This is a genomic window from Pseudomonas sp. MT92 (assembly GCF_058792515.1).
Map to the genome: position 1 here is coordinate 131,053 of NZ_JBXAFA010000014.1, position 24,337 is coordinate 155,389.

Here is a 24,337-nt window from a genome sequence, read left to right on the forward strand (position 1 = left end):
CGCGACCCTTTCACCTGTCAAAGGCGAGTCGAGGGTCCGTCACATGAAGTTCTTAAAACCGATCATCATCTGTTCCGCGTTCTACATCCTGATCCAGCTTTTTTCAATCAGGCCGGGCATCGATGGCGTGACGTATATGGCAGCAAGTTTCCTTGAGTACCTGGTTTCCGCATTGGTGATCATGTGCGGCCTATACCTGGCTCACAGTCTCACCGGTACGAAAATCCTGACTGTCCTAAAACTAATTTTGATGGTGGTTCTGGCCTCGGCGATTTCCATTGGCGCGTATGCGATGGGCGGCCATCTGAATTCGCTGATCAGCCTGCATCTTCTGGCAGTTACCTCGGCCATCGTTGTGCTTTCGGGTACTGGCATTTACCTGATAGTCATAGCGGCACTGCTGGCCAAGGAGAATGCACCTGCAAGGATCGATTAGCGCGTTGGCCATGGATGGACCTGCTCCCTTTCAGGAGCAATGGTGCTCAAGATAGCCCCGCCTATTGGGGCAAATTGGCGGATCAATGATCAACTGGTTGATCAGAATGGAACACATAGCCAAGCAGGATGCTGCCATGACAGACCTTAGTAATTTCAGACCCGCTCAAACGGATTCAGCAACGGGACCGACGTTTTGGTTGTCAATTCTCGAGAAGTGCTTGTCAGCTCATCCAGTAAGATCGGTGCTCGATCGTGCTCAACGCTTGACCTGCCAATTCGTCCGTGATCGCCTTGATTCAGAAGACTCTTCTGGTGAGTTTCGAAGCCAGCAGTTGAACGACACTGCCCAACTGGTGACGCACGACTCGTGCGATCCACGGGCGGCGCTAAGTTCGTCGAGCGCACGGGTGCAACGATTTGACCGTCTCTACAAGAATGCCGGTATGACCCATCGAGTTGAGGCAGTAATTTATCTGGAATTCGGCGGCGCCGAAGCGGCGACATTTTGGATGAGAAAGCCGAGCGATGAGGCAATTCAAGCTACGCTCAGAAGGCGAGGGTCGCTTAGCGTACAAAATTACCAACTTATTGAATTGTAGAGTGTTCACCGTTCCCATCGTGGGAATGCATACCTGATTATGGGGTAATTTTCTGGGTCGGCGTCGACTACTTGCATACCATAACCGTTGGGTATCATGGAACTTCGATCACAGGAAAATGAGAACCTCGATGCCCATCACTGAGCTCCGACTGTGCGCACCTATCAGCCTCGTAATGGTTGGAGCGGCCTTGAGCACGGGCTGTGTAAATTACACCGCTCGCCTCGAAGGCAATGCACATGCTGCCGGCCGCACGACTGAGATTTATACCGGTGGAATCTACCCTGTCCAGGCGGTACTGCCCAAGTCAGTGAAAGGCGAGGTGTTGAGGGTGTACGTCGAGGGCGATGGGCACGCTTGGGCGACTGCAAGACAACCCAGCACAGATCCAACCCCTCATGAAAACCTCGTAGCAAATCTCGCTGCCAACGATCCCGGCGGAGCTGTGTACCTGGCCAGGCCCTGCCAGTTTGTCTCGAACGAGCATTGCAATCCCAAGACGTGGACCGATCAGCGTTTCAGCCCCCAGGTCATTGCATCCATGTCGTCCGCACTTGACGCCGTAAAATTGCGGTATACGGTGACGCGCATGGAGCTGGTGGGTTACTCAGGTGGCGGTGCAGTAGCTCTGCTTCTGGCTGCGAAAAGGGATGACGTAGTTTCAGTGCAAACGCTAGCTGGCAACATAGCCGTCACGGCTTGGACGCAGCTGCAGGGGTTGACGCAGTTAAGTGGTTCGCTTGACCCGGTGAGCTATGTCGACAAGCTCAGGACGATTCCTCAGCGCCATCTGGTCGGTGACCAGGACAGTGTGGTTCCTCGGGCGGTGTCATCGGCGTACCTGTCAAAGTTGGGCAGTACGCAGTGCGTTGAGATAGCCACAGTCCATGCGAACCATCACGATGGGTGGCGTGCTGCCTGGGCTGACTACAGCCGACGGCCTACCAGCTGCGTGAAATAGCGTTTGTGACCGATGACGATCCGAGAATCAGTAAGCCGGCGCTAAGCGCCGGTTTTTATTAAGGGGGTCAATGCCCAACCGGTGGGGGCCTCAACAGGCGGATTGCACTCGAGGGGCGCGTTCGGTTTGGCGGGCTTGGAGGTGGTACCCATCCGCCAACAGCAACTCCTTAATCGCCCTCGATCGGCGGCAGTCAAAGGGCAGACTGGAGCGGGGGAGATCACGAGCGAGGCTGGAGATGCGCGCGGTTCGTGCGCGGAGCCAGTTGGCGTCGGCAGTTAGTTGTGCATCCGGATTTGATATAAGGATCGCGAGCACCTTTTCTGCTAGGTCAACGGTGAGCACGACCCGGCCCAAGATGTGGAAGTCACCATGCCTGATCGTAGCGGCGTCGTTCGCAGTCATTGCTGCAAGGTTAGAAGGTACCCCGGCGCACACCTTGCGGGTGCCAAAGAGCTTAAACGCCTCCTCAAGAAGATCCCCGGCACTCAGGCGTCCTACCTGCAGAGGAACAATAACCCGCGCTCCCGCTTCAACCCAGTTCCTCACGCGATGTGCATGTTCCGCCCATAGCTCAAGGGTGGAAACCTGATCCCCAACCACGTCGGGCGCAACGATTGATAGATTCCCGGATTGCGCAGTCTGATTGATGAGCGTCTCGTAAGTTTGAAAAACCTTTTCCCAGTCCACGGTGGTGCGCTTCTGGAAGGCGCTGAACGCACCTGAATCGACGAACAGTTTGCCGCCGGCGTTTAGGTGTTTTGGCAGCGTAAGGAAAATCTGGCGTGTGGTGAGTAGTGTGGCGACCACGCCAACGGGCAAGCCAAGATCAGTAGCCGCCCTCAGGTCAGCTGATGAGGACATGCCGGAATGGAACGCGTACTTCCATGGAGTATCTGATACGGACATCGTGTAGTACCTGAGAGAATTCAGACTCCATCCTCTCGCGCTTGCGAAATATGCAAGCCCGGTCCTTTGGCCTCATACACAAGGAGCAGGTTGCGGTACAACACAGATAATTTGGACCGTTTGCAGGGGCGAATACCAGTCACAGACAAAGTGCCGATCTGTGATTCTTTTGCGAAAGTCTCGTGGAGCTACGCCGTGTCAATTCGATCGCTTTTCAATGAACTCAATGAAGTTGGCATTATTGCCGTAGTGATTGACGAAAATTGCTTAAGTGCGGTGCTTGACGGAAGCCGAAGCAGCCAATCTTTAATTGAAGAGTTGAGTTCGTCCTCTCGAAAGAGTGGCTATTTTGTTCGCCTGCCAGGGGCGAATGAATTGCAGGTCGACCAGTGCCTCCGGAAATGGGGGGGCGAAGGAGCGGCCAAAATCTACCACCTCCCTGTATTTGATAATGCCTTCACAAGCGGCGAGGAGCGGATGTTTCTGCGTGCAGAAGCTGCTCATCTGTTGCACGAAGGGTTGGCCAGAATTCGCGGTGCCGCCGGCAGTGATCCAGCATTCGTCGAGTCAATATCTGACGCTCTTTACCATTTACCGAACAATGTTGTTGCTGATGGCCAACGCAGTTTGGAAAACCTGCGAGAACTTATTGGTCCAGCGAAGAAGGTGCTTTTAGAGGCAAGATCGAACAATACGAAATATACTTACTATTACCGAATGATCCCATCGCCAGCTGTTATGTATGTGATGTCGGCCATCGCAGCAGTCGACGCTGTAACGTCACTCGCTCAGGGTAAGTTGGTGTATGGTAGCGTGGTTAGTGCGCTTTCGGTTATATGCGCATTGATTGGGCTAGTATCCTGGCGCAGGAAGAGAGTTAAAGGTTAGTTGTTCTATTTTTCGGATGGCGAAATTGTAAGTCTACAGCAATTACTGGGTAGACCTGAGAGGGTTTCTAGATCTAGTGGCCAGGATACATTTGGTTGGCATTATGAAGTGTAAATCCTTGGTGTAAGAGGAAGAGATGGGGTTATAAGTCTTTCTTATCAATAGGCATTCGGCTTACCCCTTCAGCCGCGGCTCTGCACGGCAGCCAGAAGGGCCACGGCGGCTGCTTAATTCGAGCATTATCTAAAGCATGTTAGTCATCATAATAATGGTGGCTATAATCTGATTCTTTAATTGCACTTTGCCATGGTTTTGCCACGGCCCAGTCCATTAGTTCTGATCGCATGAATGCGCCAGTAAATTTGGTCCTTGCTCACGCAGCCGTAGATAAGGGCTAGATAACGCACGTTTGTGTATGGAATAGACTCAAATTATCTAGTGCTTTCAAGACTTCACAAAACAAAGAGGAATATGACAGGCAAAAGATTTCTTGCAGTGGAGCCTGTTATTAATCATAAAATGTGCTGCCGAGCCACCAGCATGGAGAGCAATGGAGGGCGATTTCACCGTAGTGGAGCCCGGTCTTGCACATTGAGAAGTCCATGAGAGGGTCATACCAAATACGCGAGGTGTTTGGTATGACAACTAAAGATAAATACCCTGATTTTCCAATGGCTATTCGTTGGCATGCAATCAAGGTAGCGCTGTTGGCGAAGGGGATTTCCCTCTCCTCACTTTCCAAGTCCTCAGGTGTGACAGGCATCGCTTCGGCTGGGAATCGTAACTATCCAGCAGCGCAAACTGAAATTGCCAAAGCGCTCGGAGTTTCCGAAGGAACCCTTTTCCCAGAGCGCTACGATGTCGTCTGGAATGATGAGCTCCAGGCGAAAATTGAGTCCACGTTGCCAGAGCTGTTTGATCTGCCGGTTGCGGTCCCTGCGCGCCAGCTCTTCACAGATCTCTTGGAGAAACACTCAGGTAGTCCAATCGACCTAGAAGGCTTACCAAGTGAGGAGCCTGCGCGTTTGACGTGGATTAAAGCGGCCTTGCGTAACCGGGGTTTCGTTCTGATCAGCCTTACCTCGCACCTTGGTATCAGGCGGTCAGCATTGGATACCTTGGGCTCTACCAGGCTGGATAACCTGCAGCATCTAGTGGCCAGATGCTTAGGGATCAGGCCAGAGCAGATTTGGCCAGAGCGTTATGATGGTTTGGGGCGGCCAATTCCAAAGGTTAGGTCGCGGGCTAAGGGGCCAGAGCACCGAGAACCCCAAGTGGTTTATCGGCTTGATCTCACTAAAGGCCTATGGTTGCCGGTGAGGGACCTGGTCGGGTTGCCAGGTATGGCCACCGATGAAACGTTCATTGAACACCGGGCGCATGTGCAAGGGTGGCAGATGCGGCAGCGTTTCGGCGTCAATGAGATCGCCTTTGGATCGCTCCCGGAAGCGACCAAGCAATACCTCCTCACGCCAACCGCTCTTGGGGCAGAAGAGTCAATTGTTCGTTCGCGTAGACGGTTGAGCGGACCAGTGTCGGTTGAGGCGACCGGTAAGCATGAGGCGGCCACCATCACCGTTGTTAAGGTCAACGTGGTCGATAAAGCGGTGCACCTGCAAATGGGAGTGGAGGGTGATCTGGCTGTCCTAAACAGAGAGCAAGTTTCTCTGCTTGCGGCTGCACTCATTGATGCCAGTCAGGAAATCCCTGAGTGAGCATTTGATTCTGGGCTGACAGTTATTTGCTCGCGTGCTGCTCGTGCCCGGCCGTCAGGCACGGGGCTCCACTGTCGCTGCTGCCATCCAACTTCGGAACTCCATTTTTTCACTGCGAGTCACGATCCCAAGGTTGCAGTTTTGGGTTACGACGTATCTTGGACTCAAACATTTCAGGATCTTTAACGATGACGCCATTTTTGAACCTTGCCACTCACATGACTGCATTGTCGGCTTCGCTGTCTATGGAGGTGATGGCAGTATCAACTGATGAACTTCAAGGGCTTTTCGTTGAAGCCCTAGATGAGGCGGAATGCCGAGTGCTTCATCGAATCAGCGCCGGCCGGCTTTACGTGCACCCATTTGCAGCCATGGCGGTTCACTCATCCTGGCTGGCCCGGGTAGCCGATTTGCTCTGCGTTGACGTAGGCGATGAAGAGGGTTCCTTTCTAGGCCCCCATTGCGAGCTTTCCGAGGCGGCCCTCGCCGATCTCATGCGTGCGTGCGCTGTTGCACTTATGAAGGCATCGGACGACATGAGGCGAGTAACCGGCGCAGGGCTTGTTGATGCAGTCAGGCTTTCATCAACGTCGGGTGAGGCCCTGGCGCAATCTCAAGTGCGCTTGGCCCACATGCAGCGTGGACTGCGTCTCGTCTCGGCTGCTTGAACCTCGAGGAAAGATTCATTTGTTTGGTTATGGTGGGGGCTAGGGAAGCTGGCTCATCCGCCGCCCAAGCCACCAGTTTGCCCCCTGAACGGGTACAAACCTGCCCCCTTCGGATCAGCCGGGTGTTTACAGTTGCTTCCATCAATGGCCTGGCGTCGCTAGGCTAAAAGTGGATAAGGCAATTCGTAGATGCAGATTCGATTCGGCCTCGACGCCCAGGAATTGAAGTTAGGCAAAACTGTCCCTGTTATCTGGGACAGTTCAAAGCTTGTGAATGGTCATACGCTGATCGTGGGTATGTCCGGCTCGGGTAAAACCTTCACGCTTCGAAAAATGATTGCTCAGGCACTTAGAACCGCCGGACACCAGATCCCGCGCGTTCACCTTTTTGATGTGCATGGTGATCTGGAGATTCCTGGTGCTTCCGAGGTCCGATTCTCCGAGCAGACGTGTTGGGGGCTCAATCCACTGAAGGTCAACCCTGACCCTCATTTTGGCGGCGTCAGAAAGCGAATCCAGTCCTTCATGTCCACCATGAATCGGACCATGCGCACGATGGGCCCCAAACAGGAGGCCTGCTTGCGAAATATCTTGACCGACGTCTACGCCCAGTACGGGTTTAAGCAAGATGATCCATCGACTTGGTACGTCCAGGACGAGACAGCGGTGCTGATGAGCGATGGTCATGAGGAGCGGTTGTTCATCGATGTACCAAAGGCTGAAAAAGACGAGGCAAAGGCCCTTGGTGCACGTTGGAGTGGCGGACCTCTCTACTCCTGGTACATCAATCAGGATCAGTACGAAGGAGCTGTGACCCGTTGGCCTCCGAAGCTCATGGCCAGAACCAACCCCTCGATTAAAGATGCCCTGCGAATGGCTCAGAACATCCTTCAGCAGTCGTTTCTGGGATCGGGAGCCGACGCGGTCACCTATCTTGAGCTTGCAAACCGATCGGCACAGTCCTACCGCAAGAAGGCGATCCAAGCCCTTCGCAAAGGTGAGGCGAACTTTGAAGATGAGGCTGGAAAGCTCGAGCTGGACAAGGCGAAGAAGAAGGCGATTGACGCCTTCGCGACTTACGTCGAGTCCATCACCACGGGTCGCGAACTGAACTCCCTGATGAAGTACGACAGCACTGACGTGCTCAAGTCTGTTGTCGACCGCCTGCAGAATCTCGATGCGATCGGCATTTTCAAACCGTCGCCGCCGCCGTTCGAAATGAGTAACCCCATCTGGCGTTACAACATCCACGCGCTGTCCATGGAGGAACGAAAGCTTTTCGTTCTCTTCAAGCTCGAGGAGTTATTCATGGCTGCGGTGGAGCGGGGACCTCAGGACCATATTCAGGACGTGATCATCTTGGACGAGGCGCATATCTACGCCGACGATGATCCTGACAATCCAATCAACACCATCGCAAAAGAGGCGCGAAAGTTTGGCGTGATGCTCGTGGCAGCATCGCAGAGCCCGACGCACTTCCCGGAGGACTTTGTCGCTTCTGTGGCCACCAAGATTGTGTTGGGTATTGACGAGATTTACTGGAGGCCAAGCGCGACAAAACTGCGCCTTCGCGAAGAAGCATTGGCGTGGGTAACCTCGACCAAGACGATGCTGGTCCAGCTCAAAATGAAAGGCGAAACGCAAAACGACTGGGCTTGGTGCTCAATAGTCTAATGGAGATAGCAAATTGAAAAATCTACCAATCGCGCTGCTTACGCTGTTGCCGCTTTTTGCATTTGCGGACCAGGCACCAGTTCCACTGGAGCCGGCACGCGATCCAATACCAGAGGCGGCGATGCTAGATCGGCTGGAACGCATTTCCCTACCCATTGGCAAGGGTGCAATCTTGCAGGATCGGCGCGGCTGCCTGTGGAGTGTCATGGAAGGGGAGAAGGCCCCTCGCTTGGTTGCTCTAACCGATGAGGTGAACAAGCCTCTGTGTCGCACCATTGAAGCTGACCAGGCTCCTCTGATTCCGCGACCCGTACTAATCCAAAAATAAAAGGAATCCTTAGGGAATGGCTTGGTGCATTTAAAGCCATTCCACGAAAGGTGGGATGCCTTTGACACGGTTGTGTCTTACACTTTTCCTTGGGCCCGCATGCCGCTTTGATCTGTGAGGATTATGGGCGGCCTGAACAATCGAGGGTTTAGTTTTAAGCCCCGGCCTTTTGGCCAATTTGTTGGTCGCCGATGAAAGTCTGCTCTGGCACAATCAGCGGCATGACATCCTCGCTCAACCTCGACCATATGCCCCCAGAATACCTCGCGCTTTGGCTGAACCTGCCATGCAGTTGCTGCCCGCAAGTAATGCCTCGGGCAAAATGATCCATCGTCTTGAAACGAGTGTTCAATGGCGACGCTTTTATCCAAAAGAATTGACATGTAAGTAACAATTTCATGAGCGAACTAACCAAACCAAAGTCAAGTAGCCACAAATTAGATGAGATCCCCGAAGCTGTGATCCAGCAACTCGGCAAGCGTTCGGACCGCGATCTGTCGGCTGAATGTGGTATTTCGGCTTACTTCTTGAAGCAGAAGCGTCTTGCCTTGGGTATCGATCAATTCAAGCGTGGCGAATACCCAGAAGAAATGCTTCAGTTGCTCGGGAAGGTTACTGACCGGGAGGTCGGTGAGCGGTTTGGTTATCACATCGCAAGCGTCTGTGCTCTTCGGAAAAAACTGGGCGTGGCCTCCACGGTTAAGCCTGCAACCTTACCAACGCTAACGCCATCCATAAAAAAGCGCGAGATAGTTAACTTGCCGCAGGAATTGGTCAGTCAATTGGGAGTGCGATCTGATCAGGACCTATCCACTGAGTTTGGTTTCACCCTGCACTACCTGAAGAAGGAGCGGAAAGCCCGGGGTATCCTGAGTGTAAACGTGCCTAAGTACCCCGAAGAAATGTTGTCCTTGCTTGGGAAGGTAGCCGATCGTGATCTGGTGGCCAGGTTTGGCTACTCATCAACCACGCTTTCTGTACTTCGAAAGAAGTTGGGGATCAAGCGGCACCATAAGGTCTGGACGGCCGAACGCATTGCGCTACTCGGCAAAATTAAAGACTCGGAGGTCGCGGCCTTGCTCGGCGGCGCATTTACAAAGGGATCGGTCAGTCAATGTCGTCGCTCCCTCGGAATACCTATTTGCCGAGGACCAAGAAATGGCGCCCCAACAGCCCTTTTCCTCTCGCTCAGCCGGGACTTAACCACTGAGAAGATGGAAGCATTGCCAAGTACACAACCAGGTTGGACCAGACAATCGACTCAATTGCCGCTTGTCCCCAGTTCAGAAGCCAATTCGCTTCAAGCCTAAGCCAAAGGAATAAAAAAAGCCCCGGCTCATGCTGGGGCTTTTCGTTTGACCAACAAACGCTTAGAAGCGATAGGTCAGGCCGAGGCCGAGGCCATGTGCGCTGTTTTCATACTTGGCGTTGTAGGTGGTGTTGACACCTGGGGCAAGCGGCTTCGAACGGCTGACTTTAACGTCCTCCTCCATCAAGTAGGAGTACGCCATGTCGACAGTGATGTCTTCGGTTGGGCTCCAGCCAGCACCAAGGCTGAACACTGTGCGATCGCCGGTAGGGATGCGTGGCGAACGGTCTTCGTTGTTGGTAGGCGACTGGTCGACCGAGAAGCCGGTACGGAGTGTCCATTCCTTGTTGAGCTTGTAGCTGGCACCGATGGCGTGGGCCCAAGTGTCGTGCCAATTCTGTGGCTCGCTGATAGTTCCAATTGGGCCAGCGCTGCCGCCCAATAGCGGGGATACGCCACTATTGTTGACTGTGATGTCCTCCAGGCGGCTCCAGCGGGTCCAAGTGCTGCCTAGGTAAAGGGTCACGTTGTCGTTCAGCTCGTGGGTAACCGAGAAATCCACGGACTCAGGGGTCTTGATTTTCAGTGAGGCATCAAACTTGCTGCCACTGAAAACGCTGAACGGAGCACCACTGATTTTTGTTTTGCCCTCGAGCTTGTAATCAACCATCGAGTGGTAGGTTAGGCCCAGACGCGTGCTGTCAGTGGCCTGGACCATGACGCCTATGTTGTAGCCTACGGCAGTGTCGTCCCCGCTGATTTTCACTTCACCGTCGTTCGTACCAGCAAAGTTGCCGCGGACATCAGACTTCAATGTGCCGTCAATACGGTTGATGGTCGGACCGAAACCGATCGAAATCTTGTCATTGAAGGCGTAGCTGACGGTCGGCTGCAGAGTCACAACCGAAACTTTGCTATAGCTACCGAAGTAACGGCCGGCAAATCCGTTTTCATAGTCGGTGACCAGGCCGAACGGTGCGTAAATGCCAAATCCGACCGCCCAATGATCATCAATTGGCTTGACGTAATAGCCCATCGGTACGCCAACGGTAGGAACCATGTCGCCATCGAAGCTGCCGCCTGGAGAATTGCTGCCATCTCTGCTGATATCTGTCTTTGCGAGAATGGCAGCCGCGCCTACGGTCACTTGTTCCCGCTTAAGGCGTGCCATGCCGGCTGGGTTACCAAATACAGTGCTGGCGTCATCGGCAGAAGAAGAGCGGCCGGCAAAACCAGTGCCCATCCCGCTGATGCTTTGTTCGTTAAGAGCGAATCCAGCGGCGAAGAGTTGAGTGGATGCCACGGCCACAGCGAAACCGATGGTGTTCTTGAGAAGCACTTTTTTCATTATTATTAATCCTTGGTGGTCAGCGGCGAGGAAATTACCAATAAAATGCTCGCAGCGCCATAGTCTGTATTGCCTGTATTGCAGGAGATAGAGCGGTTTTGTAGGACAATCCAACACAAGTTTGTGAACCCTTCGGAAATAAATTCAGAAGATTCTTTTGTGCTATGGCGGCACCAACGGGGGAGTCTTTAGCGGATTTATGCTGAGTGCTCAGCGCGACTGGTCTCGGTCAGTTATAGATGACTAGACTTTCTCGGTGGGTTGAAGCAGTAACCGCCCGACGTGCCATCCATTAGCATTGGCTCTGAGTGGATCTGGGCACGCGATAATTCCGCCCATTGTTCGGCATTTTGCCCTAGGTTGGTTAGACAACCTGGAGCGTCGCCGACCTGTCCGTAGAGTGATGCCGGTATTGTCCCCGCCATCATTCCGGTGCTGATTGAAGCGGCAAACCCAAGCGCCAAGAGCGCAGCAATGCCCAACCCGGTAGCGATCTTTTTTTTAGTAACCATAACGTCGGCCTCGTCGAATCTACATCGTCGAGGCTACGCATTAGGCCTGGCCCTATTCGCTCTATCTGTGCCATATCAGGGGCACCGGTCGCCAATTATGAGGCCTGCCCGTTCGTGCCCGTGTGGCCCAAGCGTCCAGCAGATGACGATAACTATGCGGTTGACCCATGTCCCATCGCAAAATCCGTAATAGGCAATACTGCCTATGCAAGCAAATAGGCAAGGTTGCCTACTCGTACGGTTTCCGGATCCGCGCATAATGGCCGTGGGCCTTGCTTCTACGCATCTGACGACCTGAATGCTTCCTCTAATGCCGGATTGATCCAGAAGCCTTGGAACGAACGAAAGAGCTCGGCTGCTCCACGCACGTATTGCAGTGCGCTCTCGACGCATATCCACCGACGTTGATTCTCTTCAGCTGCTCGGCCGGTCATGGCGCGGCCAGAGAAAATATCGGCTACCAAATCCCCAGGCTCTGTCAGGAATTTGATAAAAAAATCTGGCACAGCGAATGGCCAGCCGGCACCGTGCTGGGTTAGGCCCAGAGCGTTTAGGGCCTTTCGATGTTCCCGACCGCGGGCACAGGAGTGGCCAATCTGGAGCGTGTTCTTCGGGATGGCGCCGTTGGTGATTCCGCCAAAGCTTCCGGGGCGGAGCCGATAGGCGTTGTCTCCATAGCTTGTGCTACGTTGTTCACCGCCTTGACTCAAGAGCTTTGCATGACGTGCGGTGTGCGGCCTAAGAACCCTTCGGTTATCTGCTTTACACAAAATGGGATCGAGGGCGAACCACAGGATCGGTTCCCACGAAACATTCAGTTGCTGGCGCGTCCGACTCGACCACTGCATGGGACCTGGGGCCTTCGCTAAATTTACCCATGGGATTCTGTCCATCAATGTCAGTCCAAATCGGTCCTCGAGGGCAATAATTGTGCGTTCCAAATACGTGGATCTTCCTGGGGATTTGTCGAGAAAAGAATCATTGGTCAGATTCAATACGAGGCTTCCAGTTGCCGAAATTTTCGGCACGATTGGTTCAAGGACCTGGCAGATAAAGTCGACAAATTCACTCGCCGTGGGGTTGCCATAAGCTCGAGAAATTTTCAGGGGGAACGGGGGGGAAGTCAGGACGAGCTCAATCGGCTCATTGAGTCCGGCCAAAGCGTCTGGAGAAGTTCCCCACAAGGCCAGGCCGAGGTTGGTACTGAACCCAAGCAGGGTGACACCGGGCGAAGGCTTGTTGAGGCCCTTTTTAGCCTTCTCGGTGAGCTGCCATAGCCCTCTGGCACCTTCGACCCGCTCAACAACTCCCAGTGCTTTGAGCGACTGCTGTTGCCAACGGATTGATCGACGGGTTGTTGAGTGTAAATCGCCGGCGGCGCCAATCGGGCTCCGAGCGTTCATCACATGGTCAGGAATCTCGGCCGTGCGGCCCACGATTTGATAAAGCTCATCGTTGCTTAGAGGGCGATTAGGATTTGCCTTAAAGGCATTTTCAACATGCTCGAACAGATCGAGTTGGTGTTTTGCCGGGGGAACAGTCATTGGGTTGCGGCCTCGGGTTGCTAGGCTGAAGGTGCAGAGATGAATAGCCCGCCGCGGAGACCGATGCGGGCATATGTTTGATCTAGAAGGCAACACCTTTGAAGGGGGATGACTCTGTCTCGCCGCCCTGAGATCGACTAAGGGGTTGAGAGGTTAAAAGGCTCAGTCGATCATACGAAGAATGGCAGTCCGCTCAGGGTGCGGTTTCGCTTCGGTCTGGACCGTGGCTAGTTCATCCTCGTTGAGCGGCCGTGTCCCATCTCCTGCACTGGCGTCAATGATGAAGCCGTACCTGCCGCTTACTACATCCTTCAACGCAAAGTAGTAGTCGTGCAGCATCAGGTTGCCGGCTTCGTCTTCCTTATCAATGGCAGTGGAATTACAAGCCGAGAACGCCATAAGGTTTGCGACAAACGAGGCGGCCTCTAGGGTCATGCTTTCCTCACTGTGACCGTATCTGACGACCTTCTTCGCGTCTTGATCCGGAATGATCAGAGCAAATGCGCCGTTAAGGTACTCACGAATTTCATAGCTTCCCCCTTGATACTCACCACCCAGAAGATACGTCATGGCGTTGAGCACCATCTGCTCCCAGGCAACGCAATACACACCCAGTTTTTTATAGAGTGCATCGGGCGTGGTCGGTGTGGTGGTGAAAGGCAGTGCGGTATCGAGTGGTTGAGACATAGTTAGACTCCCTTGAGCAGTAATAGTGGTACCACGCTCTCACAGCTTTCCAATATGCAAGTGGCGCACACTGGCGAAGCACCACTTGCGCTTTTCGGTTGTGGCCGTAGTCTTGCTTCTGAATTGTTTCGCGTGGGTCCCTATACATCTGGTACGCACATGGAGAAAAGGTCGGTGGCTACACCACCTATGACTTGAGGGAATTTGAGATTGACAATGTTCGAGCAGAGACCGACACCCGCGATCAAAATTGCCCAATGGCGAACCTGGTTGGCTGGTGCGCTACCCATATTTCTCAGGGTATTGCCGCTCTATTTCCTGATCACCTTTCTGGCTGCGATGGTTGCAATTGTGTTGTTGCTGACGGTGGGCAAGGCCGCCTTTCACGTCTTCAGCTTGGGGAGCCCGCTCGTATTTATTGTATTGGCCCTGTGCTGTTGGAAAGCAGGGTCCGTCAATGGCTCGGAGTTGCTGACAAAGGCTATCGGCCCCGGCTCTCCTTGGCGGAATTTTTTTAGGCTGGCCACTCCCCTCGCGCTGATCATTGGCGGTCTGCTAAACCTCTTTGCATTGGGGGCAATGCTTAGCTCGGACATTTCGGCGTGGCAGGCAGGGACGCTCCCGCGGTTTGAAATTCCTGACCAGTTGCTTGGGGAAGGGAAGAGGAACCTCCTGGTTATCCTCTACACGAGTGCAGTAGAGCAGCAGCTCAGCATCATGCCTCTGTTTATCATCATGGGGGGTAAGGTCGAGCCCTATCTGGTCGCGGCGATGATGTCCGGGCGTGTCACCTGGGAGAAGGCCAAGCTCTTGCAGGAAGGGCTGTCGAAGCGCGACAAATTGATTCTCGGCCCCATGCGGCTGTTGGTGATCTGTGGCGTTCTCCTGCAGGCTTCTGCGAAATGGCTTGACGCTACAACGAACTCACTTGGAGTGGCCCTGCTACTGGCGAGCATTTGCGGTTGGTTGTTTTATTGCAGCCTTGTGGCATCGGCCGCACAGGATCTAGTGCCGGCTGAGCGTTGAGATTCTGCAGGCGAAAAAAAACCCGACACAGTGTGCCGGGTTTTTTTTCGACCACGCTTTCGCGAGGGTCTGTGCTTTAGCCTGATATGCCAGTTGCCTGGAAGAAACTCTGCAGTGCAGAGTGGAGGCGAGTTAGTCCTTTCGTTCGGGAGAACCCTACTTGATGTAACTATCTCTCATACCATCTGCGGCTGCAGTTGTTATATGGGACTGAAAACTTCCCGAGGCACCGACTGCGGACCTCGCTGACCAGGTTTAAAAAAAACCTTGGCCCGGAACTACACCGAAGTGTTGAGTTCCCGCTTACTGACAGCGGCAGCCATCTGGACGTCTAGAATTTGTTCCTGCTTGAGCAGGAGCAATGACTCGAATTGAGACATTGCTAATAGGGTGCCGGTAAATGCGGCATATCGGAAGCCTGCACCTGAAATCGGACCAGGTCATGGCAATTGAGTATGGGTTGTTCGGTCTGCTGTATGAGCGAAGCGGTTTTGGTGCGGCGAAGTTCAAACAGCTTAAGAAGAGTGGTCCGGGCTGAATCCTGAAGGGCCAGGTAGGGCCATAACGATCGAATGAAGCGCAGGGTAGGTGCTGCAAGCAGCTTGGCTTTCGCCTATCTGGTGAGCAAGCACCAGAAAAGAGTGAGCATAATGCCAGTGGGCCCCTCTGTGAGCAAGCAGTGTCCCTGAAGTTTCGATGGCTTTCCAACCAGTAGGCGTCTGCCATAAAAAAAACCCCTGAAGACTTCAGGGGTTATGGGTTTCATTTTCGCCGCGAGCTTTAGCCGCGCAGCCAGGAGTCGACCGTGCCTGCACCGTACTGCTCCTTCCAGGCTTTCAGACCGCGGTGGTTACCGCCCTTCGTTTCAATCAACTCGCCGGTATGTGGATTCTGATAAACCTTGACCACACGTGCGCGGCGGGCTTTGGGAGCTGCTTGCTTCGCGCCAATTTTTGCCGGGGTAGGGTCCAGCAGGTTGATAATGTCGCGCAGACTTTTTTGATACTCACCCATCAGCTTGCGCAACTTCCCCTCGAACTCCAGTTCGGTTTTCAAACGGTCATCGCTGCTGAGCTGCGCCAATCGACTCTGAAGCTCCTTGATAGCATCTTCGGTCGCACGGTACTCATTTATCAAGGACATCGTAATTCTCCAATTGATCTTCAAACTAAGACTGAAGGGTAAACGCAATGTGTGCTGTTTAAGCTAACCCTGCTGGGTCCGCGGAATACACATACAGAATCTTACACCTGGGGCATGAGATCAATCGGTGAGTTCGCGAACAAAGCCGTCACAGATTGGGACCGTACCTGTTGATCATTAGCTCGCACATTACAATTGTTTTCCGAGGAAAGAATCATTTGAGGCTGTCGTCTTCCAAAAAAATACAGCTCTTTGCAAATGACAGCTACAAAAATGCCCGCTCAAGGCGGGCAGGTGTGTCGCGGGATTTTCCGGGATTCAGTTATTTTTGCCTAGACCCGTCAACTTCATGCCAGGTTGCTGGTTCACCAACTGAAGCATCAGCTTATCAACGTCGTTGACTTCCGAGCAATCTAGCGCTTGGAAGCCAGCATGCCCAAGCATTTTGGCTGCAAGGTTCGGATCACCCAACCGGGTGGCCAGCGCTGCGGCGGTGACAAATCCGTGCTCATAATCACTTAGCGCTTTGAGTGTTGTGCTCATCATCTTTTCCGTATTTAGTTGGGCAACATGCTGGAGCGATAGAGCGCTGACCACGCCAACAAGGTCGCGCTCGGTTGCTCCAAAGCAGCACGGATCATTTCTTCGGCCGATTGCCCGGTGGAGTCATGCACGGCCTGGCCAAGTCGCAGCAGCTCAAGTGGAACGGACTGATCGCGAGCCTTTGTTGCGAATTCATACTCCTTGGCCTGACCGTAGACCGTGGACGCATTGAAGCGGGTGCACAGCATATTAATTGCTTGCACCTCGGCCTCGGGCAGGAGGATCGTCTCCCCATCACAAAAGACCTGACGGACGCCTTTCAGAGCGTCGATGGCATCCAGATATCGCGATGGATCTACCGTTGCCGAAACTGATGGATACTCGGGGTATTCGTGCTTCATGCCGGATATTCCGTGAGGCTTGTTCAGTCGTTGTGAAGCGTCTGGACGCTGTTATGTAGGCCTTTAGCCGTATTTGCGGGCTAAGGTTAAGCCACCAGCTCAACCAATGGAATTCGATTCATATGCATGGTGTAGCCCGTCCGTTGCTCAAGTTCGACGTACTGTTCAAACAACTCAGGGCGCGCAGCCCGACCATTTCGCAGGTCAGCTTTGGAAGCCATCACACAGAAGACGCAGCTAAGGCGATCATTGCCCAAGGCATAGGCGTAGTGGGGTTTCTGCCCGGCTACCGCGATGGCGTCGAACACTTCGGTAGCACTCATGTCATGGATCGGCAGCCATTCGAACCATGTATGCACTGAGTTGCTTATTCCCATACGGCTGAACGCAGCACGCTTGGCACGCCCCGGTGACTCCTGAGCACGCAGCCCAAGGCAGTTCACGATGGTCTTGAATCCGTTGGCCTTTGCGTAACGTCGCACCTCACGCTGGATCGGGCCGCGCTTCAGGTCACTCGTGCACTGGCGGGTTGTGGCTGATGGCCAACTCGGAACTTCCGGGCGGCTCTCATACCTGCGCTCGACCATTTCCAGCAGCGTCTTGGAAGCTGTGGCCACAATGAACGGCAGTGCAGCATCGGCCGCTTGATCACGTGCCAACTCCATGGCTCCAGGCCACTCCATGGCACCGAGCGAAGCGTGAACGACAAGTAGTTGCGACGCAGGCACGCGCTCCAGCAGTCGGATTAACTGTATTTGTGAATCTTTACCTCCTGAATGATTGGATACAAAAAGCGCTCCATCACGAATCAGTCGATCGACTTCATCCTCCCAAGAGGCACGAATACCCACACCATCGCCAAACAACATCTGCAGCTGAACGCTCATGTGTTTTCCTCAGTACGGGTTGCCGTAGAAGGCACCTCGCCAAATCTCAACTCGATGTGGCAATTCTCCCACGTCAGTGCGAAATGCAAGCCCAAACCGTGCCCCAAAAAATCTAGATCTAACCCGGAACCAAGCCATACACCTGCCTGATGGTGACGTGATCGACGTTCGGTGAGGTGGTCGACTGCACTGCCCTAAGCCCCCAAGGACGGGCTGTTATCTCGGGACTTGCATTTTCAGAACTGGTGTCACCATGACGTCAAATATTGGAGGTGCTCTATGACTACCGAGTCTTTCAGTCAGGACCTAGCGGCCCTGATCAAAGCTGTTCCGACTCTGCATTTGAAGCCCGGCGAGCTTGACGGTGGTGCGCCGGCGATCTTTGCCGGTAATGAGCCTGTATTTCGCTGCAGATCTACTGAGCTCGGTCACCGGTATGCCGCTTTGGCGGTGATTGCGTTTGAACAGCTGGCAATGACGCTGAAAAGCCTGTGACTGCACCGAGCAAGGCGGAGCCGGCGGTTACTCCAGTGTGCTCAGCAGCAGCGCAAGCGGACCTGGCGCAACGCGTCTCCTCGGTCTTGTCTCTGCAACCCGAGCTGGCATCGAAGGTGCCCTTATGGACCAAGTTGGTGGTCGCGGCCGTGTCTCCCTTTATGGTTGGGGCAGAAAACGAGGCCTCAGCGCTTCCAAGCTCTGGAGGCGCTGCTGTGGCCCAGACCAAGGCCGAAGTGGGGCTCCATGATGCGATCCTTGGATTCATTTCATGGCTATCCGACACGGGTAAGCCAGGCGAACAATTTTCACTTGAGCGACTCGCTGAGCTCGCAGGGGAATGGGAAGAAACACATGCTTGAACAACACACATCCGCACCTGTGGTCTGGCCTGACTACACGGATTCCGCGCCGGAGCTGTTGACTCTGGTAAGGCGGTTTCTTGAGGATGCCCACGTTAAGCACAAGCTCCATCGTGGGGAGCCCGTGAAGACAACCAACAAAGGGTCACAGCGCCTAATCTCGTGCGATGCGGTCCTCTCGCAAGTTCAGTACAGGCCGGACCGCTATAACGCATTGCGGTTTGATTTCAGTCTCTACATGGGCCACGGGCTGTATGGAACGATCGGAACAATCAGCGTGATATCCGCGCTGCGGCAGGAGCTTTTGTCCAGGGTGGGAGCGGTCGTTGACCAGTCTAAATTCTCAATCATGGACGCAGGTTTTGAAGCGGTCCTGAGCAACGGTTCACTAACGGTTTCGAGTGAGATGAGGCCAGCGGGGGCAGTGCTTAAAGCTCATCTATGGGTTCGTGCCAGCGCTCTGGACCCGACCCTGCGCCCAGAGCATTCTTTCGTCTCCTAAAGCATGATGGCAGATTGATCTGCCGTCATGAGGCCACATGGCCACGAGCTGTATTACAGCAATCATCAACCCTTGCGGGCTCTTTCCCGCTAGGGGAGGGGCCCGTGAATTTCCATGGAGTTCCTCAATGAATAGTTCCCAATTTCTGGTCATGGCGGCAATCGTTCTGTCCGGTTGCGTTGACATGCAGCCAACTGTGAACTCTTCGCCCACCGTCCCTGCTCGCACTGTTCCGGTGTGCCAGCAGTACGGAGGCTCATACCAGTGCCAGTGGATTGAGTTGACATCTCACCATACGAATCCCGTACGGCCTTCGGATCGTCGCATCGTCCTCTAAGCGCAATTCAAATTTTAAACCCATGCGGTGTTCACATCCCGCTTGGGGCGTGGCATCGCTCTAATCTGGAGCAAGAACCATGAATTACATGAAATTTCCGAACGGCAAAATTTGGCCTGTCCTTCTTGATCGCTTGACTGCTTTCGTCGAGGTAGACCTGGATGCCCTGCATGATTTTGACGTCGACGGTCTGGTCAATATTCTTCATGAACTGGCCATTGGAGCGCCGGCGCTGCGCAACATCGAGCACACCGCCAGACATGCCAAAGGCCGTGCTGTTGTGTTCCAAGTTGAGGCGCATGTTCAGTGGTCAGCTTTTGCGGGAGCATCCATACCAAAGGAGGTGGCAGTTCATGAAGTCGTGCAGCAGTATGCCGCTGAACTTGGTTGGGGAAAGGCTGAAGCCACGCATGCGCTGGAGTCCTTCGGAACTGCATATGGCGAGGAGCGGTTAGTTTCGGTGGCCAATGGTCGAGAGCTAAGAACGCCGGCTCGTGGCCCATGCTCGTACGTGCGAATCGTTCAGGCGGGGTTCGAGCTCATGTATTAGGACTCGGCTGAATGGGCATCGGCGCCGGAGGAAGTCATGGGAGCAGTTCTGGGACTTGCTGGTCAGTCGGCAGTTTGTCGGCTCTAGCCCCGGACATCACATAAATAAACAACCCCCCGGTCGCGTCAGTGGCCGGGGGTTTTTCTTTTTCAGGTCGTGGGCCGGTGTTTAGAAAGCGCGAACAGGCCCTGCGCGATTCGCCATACGGACCAAAAAAACCAGGTCGTGAGGACGATGTAACCAACGCCTACCTTAACCGTAAGGCCACCCAACACAACCCAGAGCAGGCTCCAGCAGCAAAGTCGGACTTGGGCGCGAAAATGTGTGGCGAGAACTTCATCAGGACATTTTCTGTAGAGGATGGCGATGACTGCCCCCCCTAAAGCCGTTATCCCGAAGAAGTATCCGGAGATGTAGAGCAGGTAGATCAGCAAGGCAACGCGCTGAGCAGGTAAGGCACGGGCTATGTGTTTTGCGACCGACATTAGTACTCGTCCATTTTTCAAAGCAGATGTGCAGCGCGACAGTGAGGTCCCCACACGCATGCTTACCATAGTCACATTCTCCTATAGACCTTTTGGTCGAGTTGGCCCCGTCCTAGGGACCAAACCCAAGCTCGCTCCTTTGTGGCACCTGAGACCATAGGCGACATCTTTGAGTTTTGGACACCATGATGCTGAACGATCAAAAGGGTGAAGTTTTGGGCGCCTCTTCCGACGCCGATCACTCGCAGGAATGGGATGGTTTCAAGTGGGCCTTCTGGTTCGACTCTGATGAGAAGGGTTTGGCCCGAGGGGTCCCGGAAGGCGAGCTCAATGAGTTTTTTATCCGCTTTGGCGGGTCCTGGGTCATCACGCTCCGGTATTACAGACGGCCTGGTTACGTTGCCTCAGTGATTGTCGAGTTGGTTGGAGGAGCGGAGGCCGCGTGCCGAGACAATTTCATTGGCGAGGCCCTTCGGGAATTTATCCCCCAGAACTTTGGGCTCGACTGCATCTACCGGCAATACGAAGGCCACGACATAAGTGAAAGGGATGGCCGCTGGTAAAGCGACATTCACGACCCCAAGTTCCCAGATGTCCCAGCAGAGATACGAGCTGATTGGCGACTCGATCCACGTAGGCAATCGGCGTCAGAGCAGGCGCAGCGCCTGCAGGAGGGGAGGTGCCCGATACATGGGATCAAAATGAGCTTTTCTGGCATCAGCATGTGTGACGATCACCCCCTAGTTGTGAAATGCACCCGGCAAGGTTGCATGGTCATTGGGCACCGGGGCCGCGGTGACGTAACAGTACTCGCTAAAAAAATCACCGGTACTTGTTCACAGTGGTGCGGGTAACACGTACCCGGCGAGACTCATTCAAGGCGACAACCTTCAGATCTGGCTTGCCATTCCTGAGCATTTACATCAACCACAAATAATATCTGGATGCGCTATGACGAACGCAAACGCTGACGGTGAAACATTGGTGAACGCGCCTGGATCTACCAGGGGAAAATATCTCGTAGTCTGCAAATGGATTGGTGGGCTAGCGCTTGTCTGTCTAATCGGCTATCCAGCGGTCAAGGCACTATACGAACCGTGGCAACCGGCGTCCGTCGATCAAATTCGAACGGTGATCGCCGAGTCGGCCTGTGCGAAAAAATTGCTCGCCGACGCGAACAGTAGCGCTCAAGCAATCACGCATAGGGATCTGAAGCATGTAGCGGATATCTGTCAGCCGGTAGATCAACAGAGCAAAGCGTTCAACTAAATCCAGTTTGCACTTTCACGGCCTTGTGGTCTCATTTAGAAAAACCAAAGAGAGGTCCAAGGATGAAGTCCATCGGCTACACCCTGATCGCTGCATCTATCGCTTCCCTGGGTGGATGCGCCGCGTATGACGGCGCCAAAAAGGCTCAGGTTGACGGAGTGGGAACGGCACAGTCTGCGTCAGTGCAATACGAGTTTCGCGCTGCTGATGAGATGACCATCAAGCACGCAAACAGCGAACCTCAGAAGTTTGCCAGCACTGCGACGGCGACCGACAAGGTCTTTGCAGTAATGGGAATGCCGTCCTTGAAGGCAGCCCCGGCCGGCTCGTTCACAGGTACCCAGTTGCGTCAGTCGACCAAAGAGGAAACGATCCGCTACATGTCGACCGACTCTTCTCGACCAAGCTCAACAGGAAAGGACCTTGAAGCGATTGGCTTAAACGCAATCGGTGGAGACGTGGGTGGCGCCGGCATGGTGCTGAGCCTGGTGGCAGGCTCACCAAAATTCGACCCACGCGTCACGCAAGGCTATGTTGTCTGCTTTATGCCTAAGGTCGATGGGCAGGACATGGCTGCAGCCGTGGCGGGGTGCGGGGCGAAGATGGAAGCCATGTTTGCCAAGACAGTGGTCGACGTTACCAAATCGTATGATCTGCCAAACGGACAATTCCGGTTGGGCAAAATTGAGACCACGTCTGGCTTAAAGGCCGCCAAAGTCTTCATGGGTCACCGAGGTATCCTCGCTGCAGACGGTTACGCTCCTGTAGATCGTGGTGGTTACCCAGCTCGAATCGTGGCTATCCCGGTTGGGCACGAAACCACGAATGGCTCGGCATCGGGATCGCTCTTCGATTCGATGGTGCTTAAGACCCGTGGTGAAGTGACGTCCGAGCAGCTGGCAGCCGCCCTGTCCAAGAACCTGCCGAAGGACACTGCTTTTTACTTGCCTGACAGTGAGCGTGGACCCTCTGCGTTTTATTGAGACTGGGGCGGCCTAGCATCAGGGCCCCCATTCCAATCTTGCACAATAAAATCGCCCTCCATGTGAGGGCTTTTTTACGCTACCTCTACAGCCACAGCCCGGTTAGGACGATGCTGCCTGATGTGGAGATGCAGCAGTAGAGAGGGGGGCACGCATACAGATATTAAGTGGACTGAATAGCGACAAGCTGTCGCTTCATAGTCGCGATGAGCAACTGAAGTTCGTCCAGTCCATCAAGGTACTGAGTCATTCCATGGACAATTTCTTGGTTGATGCTCCGATTGTTGACGCGACCTTTTTCCCTTATTCGCTCGAGGAGAGTACTCGGTAGGCGCGCAGGGTATTTGGCCTCAGGGTCAGTTGAGTTTTTCGTCATGCGTGCTCCTGTTTTAAAACGACTTTGGCGCCATGGTCGTATCGAAATGAAGGTCGAACTGAAAGAGTCTTTTTGCACACCAAGATGGGGTAGTCGACCTCGTTCAATATCGCCGGCAATGTTTGACGATATGCGTGATTCAGGGGTTCGAATCCGACCCTGGATACGGCCTCCATTGGGCCCATTTAGCAGGTTGCATATTTCAAACTATCGGCATGATTCAGGTGATGAAAAACAACCTGGAGGTTGATGTGACGAAAAGTGAAATTTTGCTCATGAGTGCCGATGACTACATGTCCAACGCGCAGCTTGAATTCTTCCGCGATCTGATCAATACCCACATCAGTGAACTCAGGATGCGTATCGGCAATTGGCGGGAGGAACTTGAGCGATTGGAGAACGTGCCTGATCCTGGGGACGCCGCGACTATCGAAGAACAGCGTCAAAAGTTAACCAGCTCGATCCGACGTGACTCATCGGCTCTGGACGAGCTCGTGGAGGCTCTCAACCGGATTGAAGACGGCACTTACGGTTACTGTGAAACCGGCCCGCAAATCGGACTGCGCCGGTTGTTGGTACTGCCCTCCGCCAAACTGTGCGTGGAAGAGCAGGAGCGCCGTGAGGCCAAAGACCGCCATCGCGCAAGATTTGCCGCCTGAAATGTGTGGGGTTGGCTCTACTGCTCAGTGGTGAGTTCAACCCCTTCTTCATAGGGTGAAGAATCGAGCTAAACGCAACTACCAGTCCAATCAATGGGGCAAAACGCTACAAGCGTAGTTTGCCCGGAGGTAAAAATGGACATTCAACACTTAGGCAACGGGACCATTAACTTGAAATACCAGGCCGCCCACAGGGCAGAGCTGTTGTTGATGCGCAAGGAAGCCCGCTGCGTTCTTCAACTTTTCGTCCAGGAGCGGCAGAAGTTGCGATCGGCCGAGCGCGCGCTGGGAATCCTTGATGCGAAAGGTAAAGGGCAGGGGCTTCCAAGGGATGACATCTTTGTATATCAAAGCTATTTGGCTCAAAGCCGTTTTTTTGCCACTCGAATGAGCAACCTGGCTGTCACTCTTGCCGCATATGGCCAAAGGTTAATTGTGCTAATGGACGCACTCACACCGATCTTGACGCTGAACGAGCGCCTGGATCTCGTTGGCGCTCAAGCGAAAAGCCTTCCTGGTGCTGGATGGGCGACGGCTTCACTTGTTCAATTGGTAACCCGGTACAAGGCAGAAGATTCTTCTTCCTGTAGCCGCGGTGAAATGGGGCCGCTATTAGCCTGTTTGTTGGCGAGTCGTGGCGAGTTGATCGTGGTTCAGAAATCGGTGCGACAAGCCACGCAGATCCATTCCCCGATACTGCCATCAGTTGCTTCTCTCATGCTCGTGGCCGCACGGTAAC

The 24,337-nt window shown here is 53.9% G+C and carries 25 protein-coding genes; 15 read left to right on the forward strand and 10 right to left on the reverse strand.

Annotated features, from left to right (window positions below; translation table 11 throughout):
• Positions 1-43 precede the first annotated feature (43 nt).
• Both AC1Q6D_RS24700 and AC1Q6D_RS24705 read left to right on the forward strand, forming a co-directional pair.
• Positions 44-436: a hypothetical protein gene (locus tag AC1Q6D_RS24700; RefSeq protein ID WP_146041468.1), complete on the forward strand. Its 393-nt coding sequence runs from the start codon at positions 44-46 to the stop codon at positions 434-436.
• 85 nt (positions 437-521) lie between these two features.
• On the forward strand, positions 522-1,037 hold the full coding sequence (locus AC1Q6D_RS24705) for a hypothetical protein (RefSeq protein WP_103403736.1): 516 nt from the start codon (positions 522-524) through the stop codon (positions 1,035-1,037).
• Positions 1,038-2,088: 1,051 nt separating this feature from the next.
• Here the strand turns inward: AC1Q6D_RS24705 and AC1Q6D_RS24710 are convergent.
• Entirely contained in the window at positions 2,089-2,907 is an 819-nt protein-coding gene (locus AC1Q6D_RS24710) for a hypothetical protein (RefSeq protein WP_256590176.1), read from the reverse strand.
• Between the two features lie 195 nt (positions 2,908-3,102).
• Between AC1Q6D_RS24710 and AC1Q6D_RS24715 the strand changes: the two genes are divergently transcribed.
• The 5 genes from AC1Q6D_RS24715 (at position 3,103) to AC1Q6D_RS24735 (ending at position 9,490) form a co-directional block, all read left to right on the forward strand.
• Complete coding sequence (locus AC1Q6D_RS24715) at positions 3,103-3,795, forward strand: hypothetical protein (RefSeq protein ID WP_146041466.1); 693 nt, start codon at positions 3,103-3,105, stop codon at positions 3,793-3,795.
• Between the two features lie 584 nt (positions 3,796-4,379).
• A complete protein-coding gene (locus tag AC1Q6D_RS24720; protein ID WP_146041465.1) occupies positions 4,380-5,510 on the forward strand; it encodes a helix-turn-helix domain-containing protein in 1,131 nt (376 codons plus the stop codon).
• 188 nt (positions 5,511-5,698) lie between these two features.
• Positions 5,699-6,178, forward strand: a complete 480-nt coding sequence (locus tag AC1Q6D_RS24725; RefSeq protein WP_103403734.1) for a hypothetical protein — start codon at positions 5,699-5,701, stop codon at positions 6,176-6,178.
• 189 nt (positions 6,179-6,367) lie between these two features.
• On the forward strand, positions 6,368-7,852 hold the full coding sequence (locus tag AC1Q6D_RS24730; RefSeq protein WP_103403733.1) for an ATP-binding protein: 1,485 nt from the start codon (positions 6,368-6,370) through the stop codon (positions 7,850-7,852).
• A gap of 726 nt (positions 7,853-8,578) precedes the next feature.
• Entirely contained in the window at positions 8,579-9,490 is a 912-nt protein-coding gene (locus tag AC1Q6D_RS24735) for a DNA-binding protein (protein ID WP_103403730.1), read from the forward strand.
• Between the two features lie 60 nt (positions 9,491-9,550).
• Here the strand turns inward: AC1Q6D_RS24735 and AC1Q6D_RS24740 are convergent, their stop codons facing one another.
• The 3 genes from AC1Q6D_RS24740 to AC1Q6D_RS24750 form a co-directional block, all read right to left on the reverse strand.
• Positions 9,551-10,837, reverse strand: coding sequence for an OmpP1/FadL family transporter (locus AC1Q6D_RS24740; RefSeq protein ID WP_103403729.1), 1,287 nt, complete (start codon positions 10,835-10,837; stop codon positions 9,551-9,553).
• 790 nt (positions 10,838-11,627) lie between these two features.
• Positions 11,628-12,893, reverse strand: coding sequence for a DNA methyltransferase (locus tag AC1Q6D_RS24745; RefSeq protein ID WP_103403728.1), 1,266 nt, complete (start codon positions 12,891-12,893; stop codon positions 11,628-11,630).
• A gap of 162 nt (positions 12,894-13,055) precedes the next feature.
• Positions 13,056-13,580, reverse strand: a complete 525-nt coding sequence (locus AC1Q6D_RS24750) for a hypothetical protein (RefSeq protein WP_103403727.1) — start codon at positions 13,578-13,580, stop codon at positions 13,056-13,058.
• Between the two features lie 216 nt (positions 13,581-13,796).
• On the opposite strand from AC1Q6D_RS24750, the gene AC1Q6D_RS24755 reads away from it, so the two are divergent.
• Positions 13,797-14,606 carry a hypothetical protein gene (locus AC1Q6D_RS24755; RefSeq protein ID WP_103403726.1) on the forward strand — a complete coding sequence of 270 codons (810 nt, stop codon included), beginning with the start codon at positions 13,797-13,799 and terminating at the stop codon, positions 14,604-14,606.
• A gap of 780 nt (positions 14,607-15,386) precedes the next feature.
• Here AC1Q6D_RS24755 and AC1Q6D_RS24760 read toward each other — a convergent pair.
• The 4 genes from AC1Q6D_RS24760 to AC1Q6D_RS24775 all read right to left on the reverse strand — a co-directional run bounded on the left by AC1Q6D_RS24760 (position 15,387) and on the right by AC1Q6D_RS24775 (position 17,580).
• Positions 15,387-15,749, reverse strand: a complete 363-nt coding sequence (locus AC1Q6D_RS24760) for a histone-like nucleoid-structuring protein, MvaT/MvaU family (RefSeq protein ID WP_103403725.1) — start codon at positions 15,747-15,749, stop codon at positions 15,387-15,389.
• Positions 15,750-16,067: 318 nt separating this feature from the next.
• The gene (locus AC1Q6D_RS24765) at positions 16,068-16,292 is read right to left on the reverse strand and encodes a hypothetical protein (RefSeq protein WP_103403724.1); all 225 of its coding nucleotides are present in this window, start codon (positions 16,290-16,292) and stop codon (positions 16,068-16,070) included.
• Positions 16,293-16,306: 14 nt separating this feature from the next.
• A complete protein-coding gene (locus AC1Q6D_RS24770; RefSeq protein WP_103403723.1) occupies positions 16,307-16,693 on the reverse strand; it encodes a hypothetical protein in 387 nt (128 codons plus the stop codon).
• Positions 16,694-16,779: 86 nt separating this feature from the next.
• Complete coding sequence (locus AC1Q6D_RS24775) at positions 16,780-17,580, reverse strand: phosphoadenosine phosphosulfate reductase domain-containing protein (protein ID WP_103403722.1); 801 nt, start codon at positions 17,578-17,580, stop codon at positions 16,780-16,782.
• Between the two features lie 279 nt (positions 17,581-17,859).
• On the opposite strand from AC1Q6D_RS24775, the gene AC1Q6D_RS24780 reads away from it, so the two are divergent.
• From AC1Q6D_RS24780 to AC1Q6D_RS24790, 3 genes are all read left to right on the forward strand, one after another.
• Positions 17,860-18,075, forward strand: a complete 216-nt coding sequence (locus AC1Q6D_RS24780) for a hypothetical protein (protein ID WP_103403721.1) — start codon at positions 17,860-17,862, stop codon at positions 18,073-18,075.
• Positions 18,076-18,429: 354 nt separating this feature from the next.
• Positions 18,430-18,939 carry a hypothetical protein gene (locus AC1Q6D_RS24785; RefSeq protein WP_103403719.1) on the forward strand — a complete coding sequence of 170 codons (510 nt, stop codon included), beginning with the start codon at positions 18,430-18,432 and terminating at the stop codon, positions 18,937-18,939.
• Positions 18,940-19,355: 416 nt separating this feature from the next.
• A complete protein-coding gene (locus AC1Q6D_RS24790; RefSeq protein ID WP_103403718.1) occupies positions 19,356-19,826 on the forward strand; it encodes a hypothetical protein in 471 nt (156 codons plus the stop codon).
• Positions 19,827-19,975: 149 nt separating this feature from the next.
• Here the strand turns inward: AC1Q6D_RS24790 and AC1Q6D_RS24795 are convergent, their stop codons facing one another.
• The gene (locus AC1Q6D_RS24795; protein WP_103403717.1) at positions 19,976-20,311 is read right to left on the reverse strand and encodes a DUF4870 family protein; all 336 of its coding nucleotides are present in this window, start codon (positions 20,309-20,311) and stop codon (positions 19,976-19,978) included.
• Between the two features lie 188 nt (positions 20,312-20,499).
• Here AC1Q6D_RS24795 and AC1Q6D_RS24800 point away from each other — a divergent pair, with 188 nt between their 5' ends.
• Together AC1Q6D_RS24800 and AC1Q6D_RS24805 are read left to right on the forward strand one after the other, a co-directional pair.
• Complete coding sequence (locus AC1Q6D_RS24800; RefSeq protein WP_146041464.1) at positions 20,500-20,874, forward strand: hypothetical protein; 375 nt, start codon at positions 20,500-20,502, stop codon at positions 20,872-20,874.
• Positions 20,875-21,642: 768 nt separating this feature from the next.
• Positions 21,643-22,563, forward strand: coding sequence for a hypothetical protein (locus AC1Q6D_RS24805; RefSeq protein ID WP_103403714.1), 921 nt, complete (start codon positions 21,643-21,645; stop codon positions 22,561-22,563).
• 163 nt (positions 22,564-22,726) lie between these two features.
• Here AC1Q6D_RS24805 and AC1Q6D_RS24810 read toward each other — a convergent pair whose 3' ends face one another.
• Positions 22,727-22,939 carry an Arc family DNA-binding protein gene (locus AC1Q6D_RS24810; protein WP_103403713.1) on the reverse strand — a complete coding sequence of 71 codons (213 nt, stop codon included), beginning with the start codon at positions 22,937-22,939 and terminating at the stop codon, positions 22,727-22,729.
• A gap of 227 nt (positions 22,940-23,166) precedes the next feature.
• Here AC1Q6D_RS24810 and AC1Q6D_RS24815 point away from each other — a divergent pair, with 227 nt between their 5' ends.
• Together AC1Q6D_RS24815 and AC1Q6D_RS24820 are read left to right on the forward strand one after the other, a co-directional pair.
• Complete coding sequence (locus AC1Q6D_RS24815) at positions 23,167-23,598, forward strand: TraR/DksA family transcriptional regulator (RefSeq protein WP_103403712.1); 432 nt, start codon at positions 23,167-23,169, stop codon at positions 23,596-23,598.
• Between the two features lie 135 nt (positions 23,599-23,733).
• Positions 23,734-24,336, forward strand: coding sequence for a hypothetical protein (locus AC1Q6D_RS24820; protein WP_103403711.1), 603 nt, complete (start codon positions 23,734-23,736; stop codon positions 24,334-24,336).
• Position 24,337: the final 1 nt, after the last annotated feature.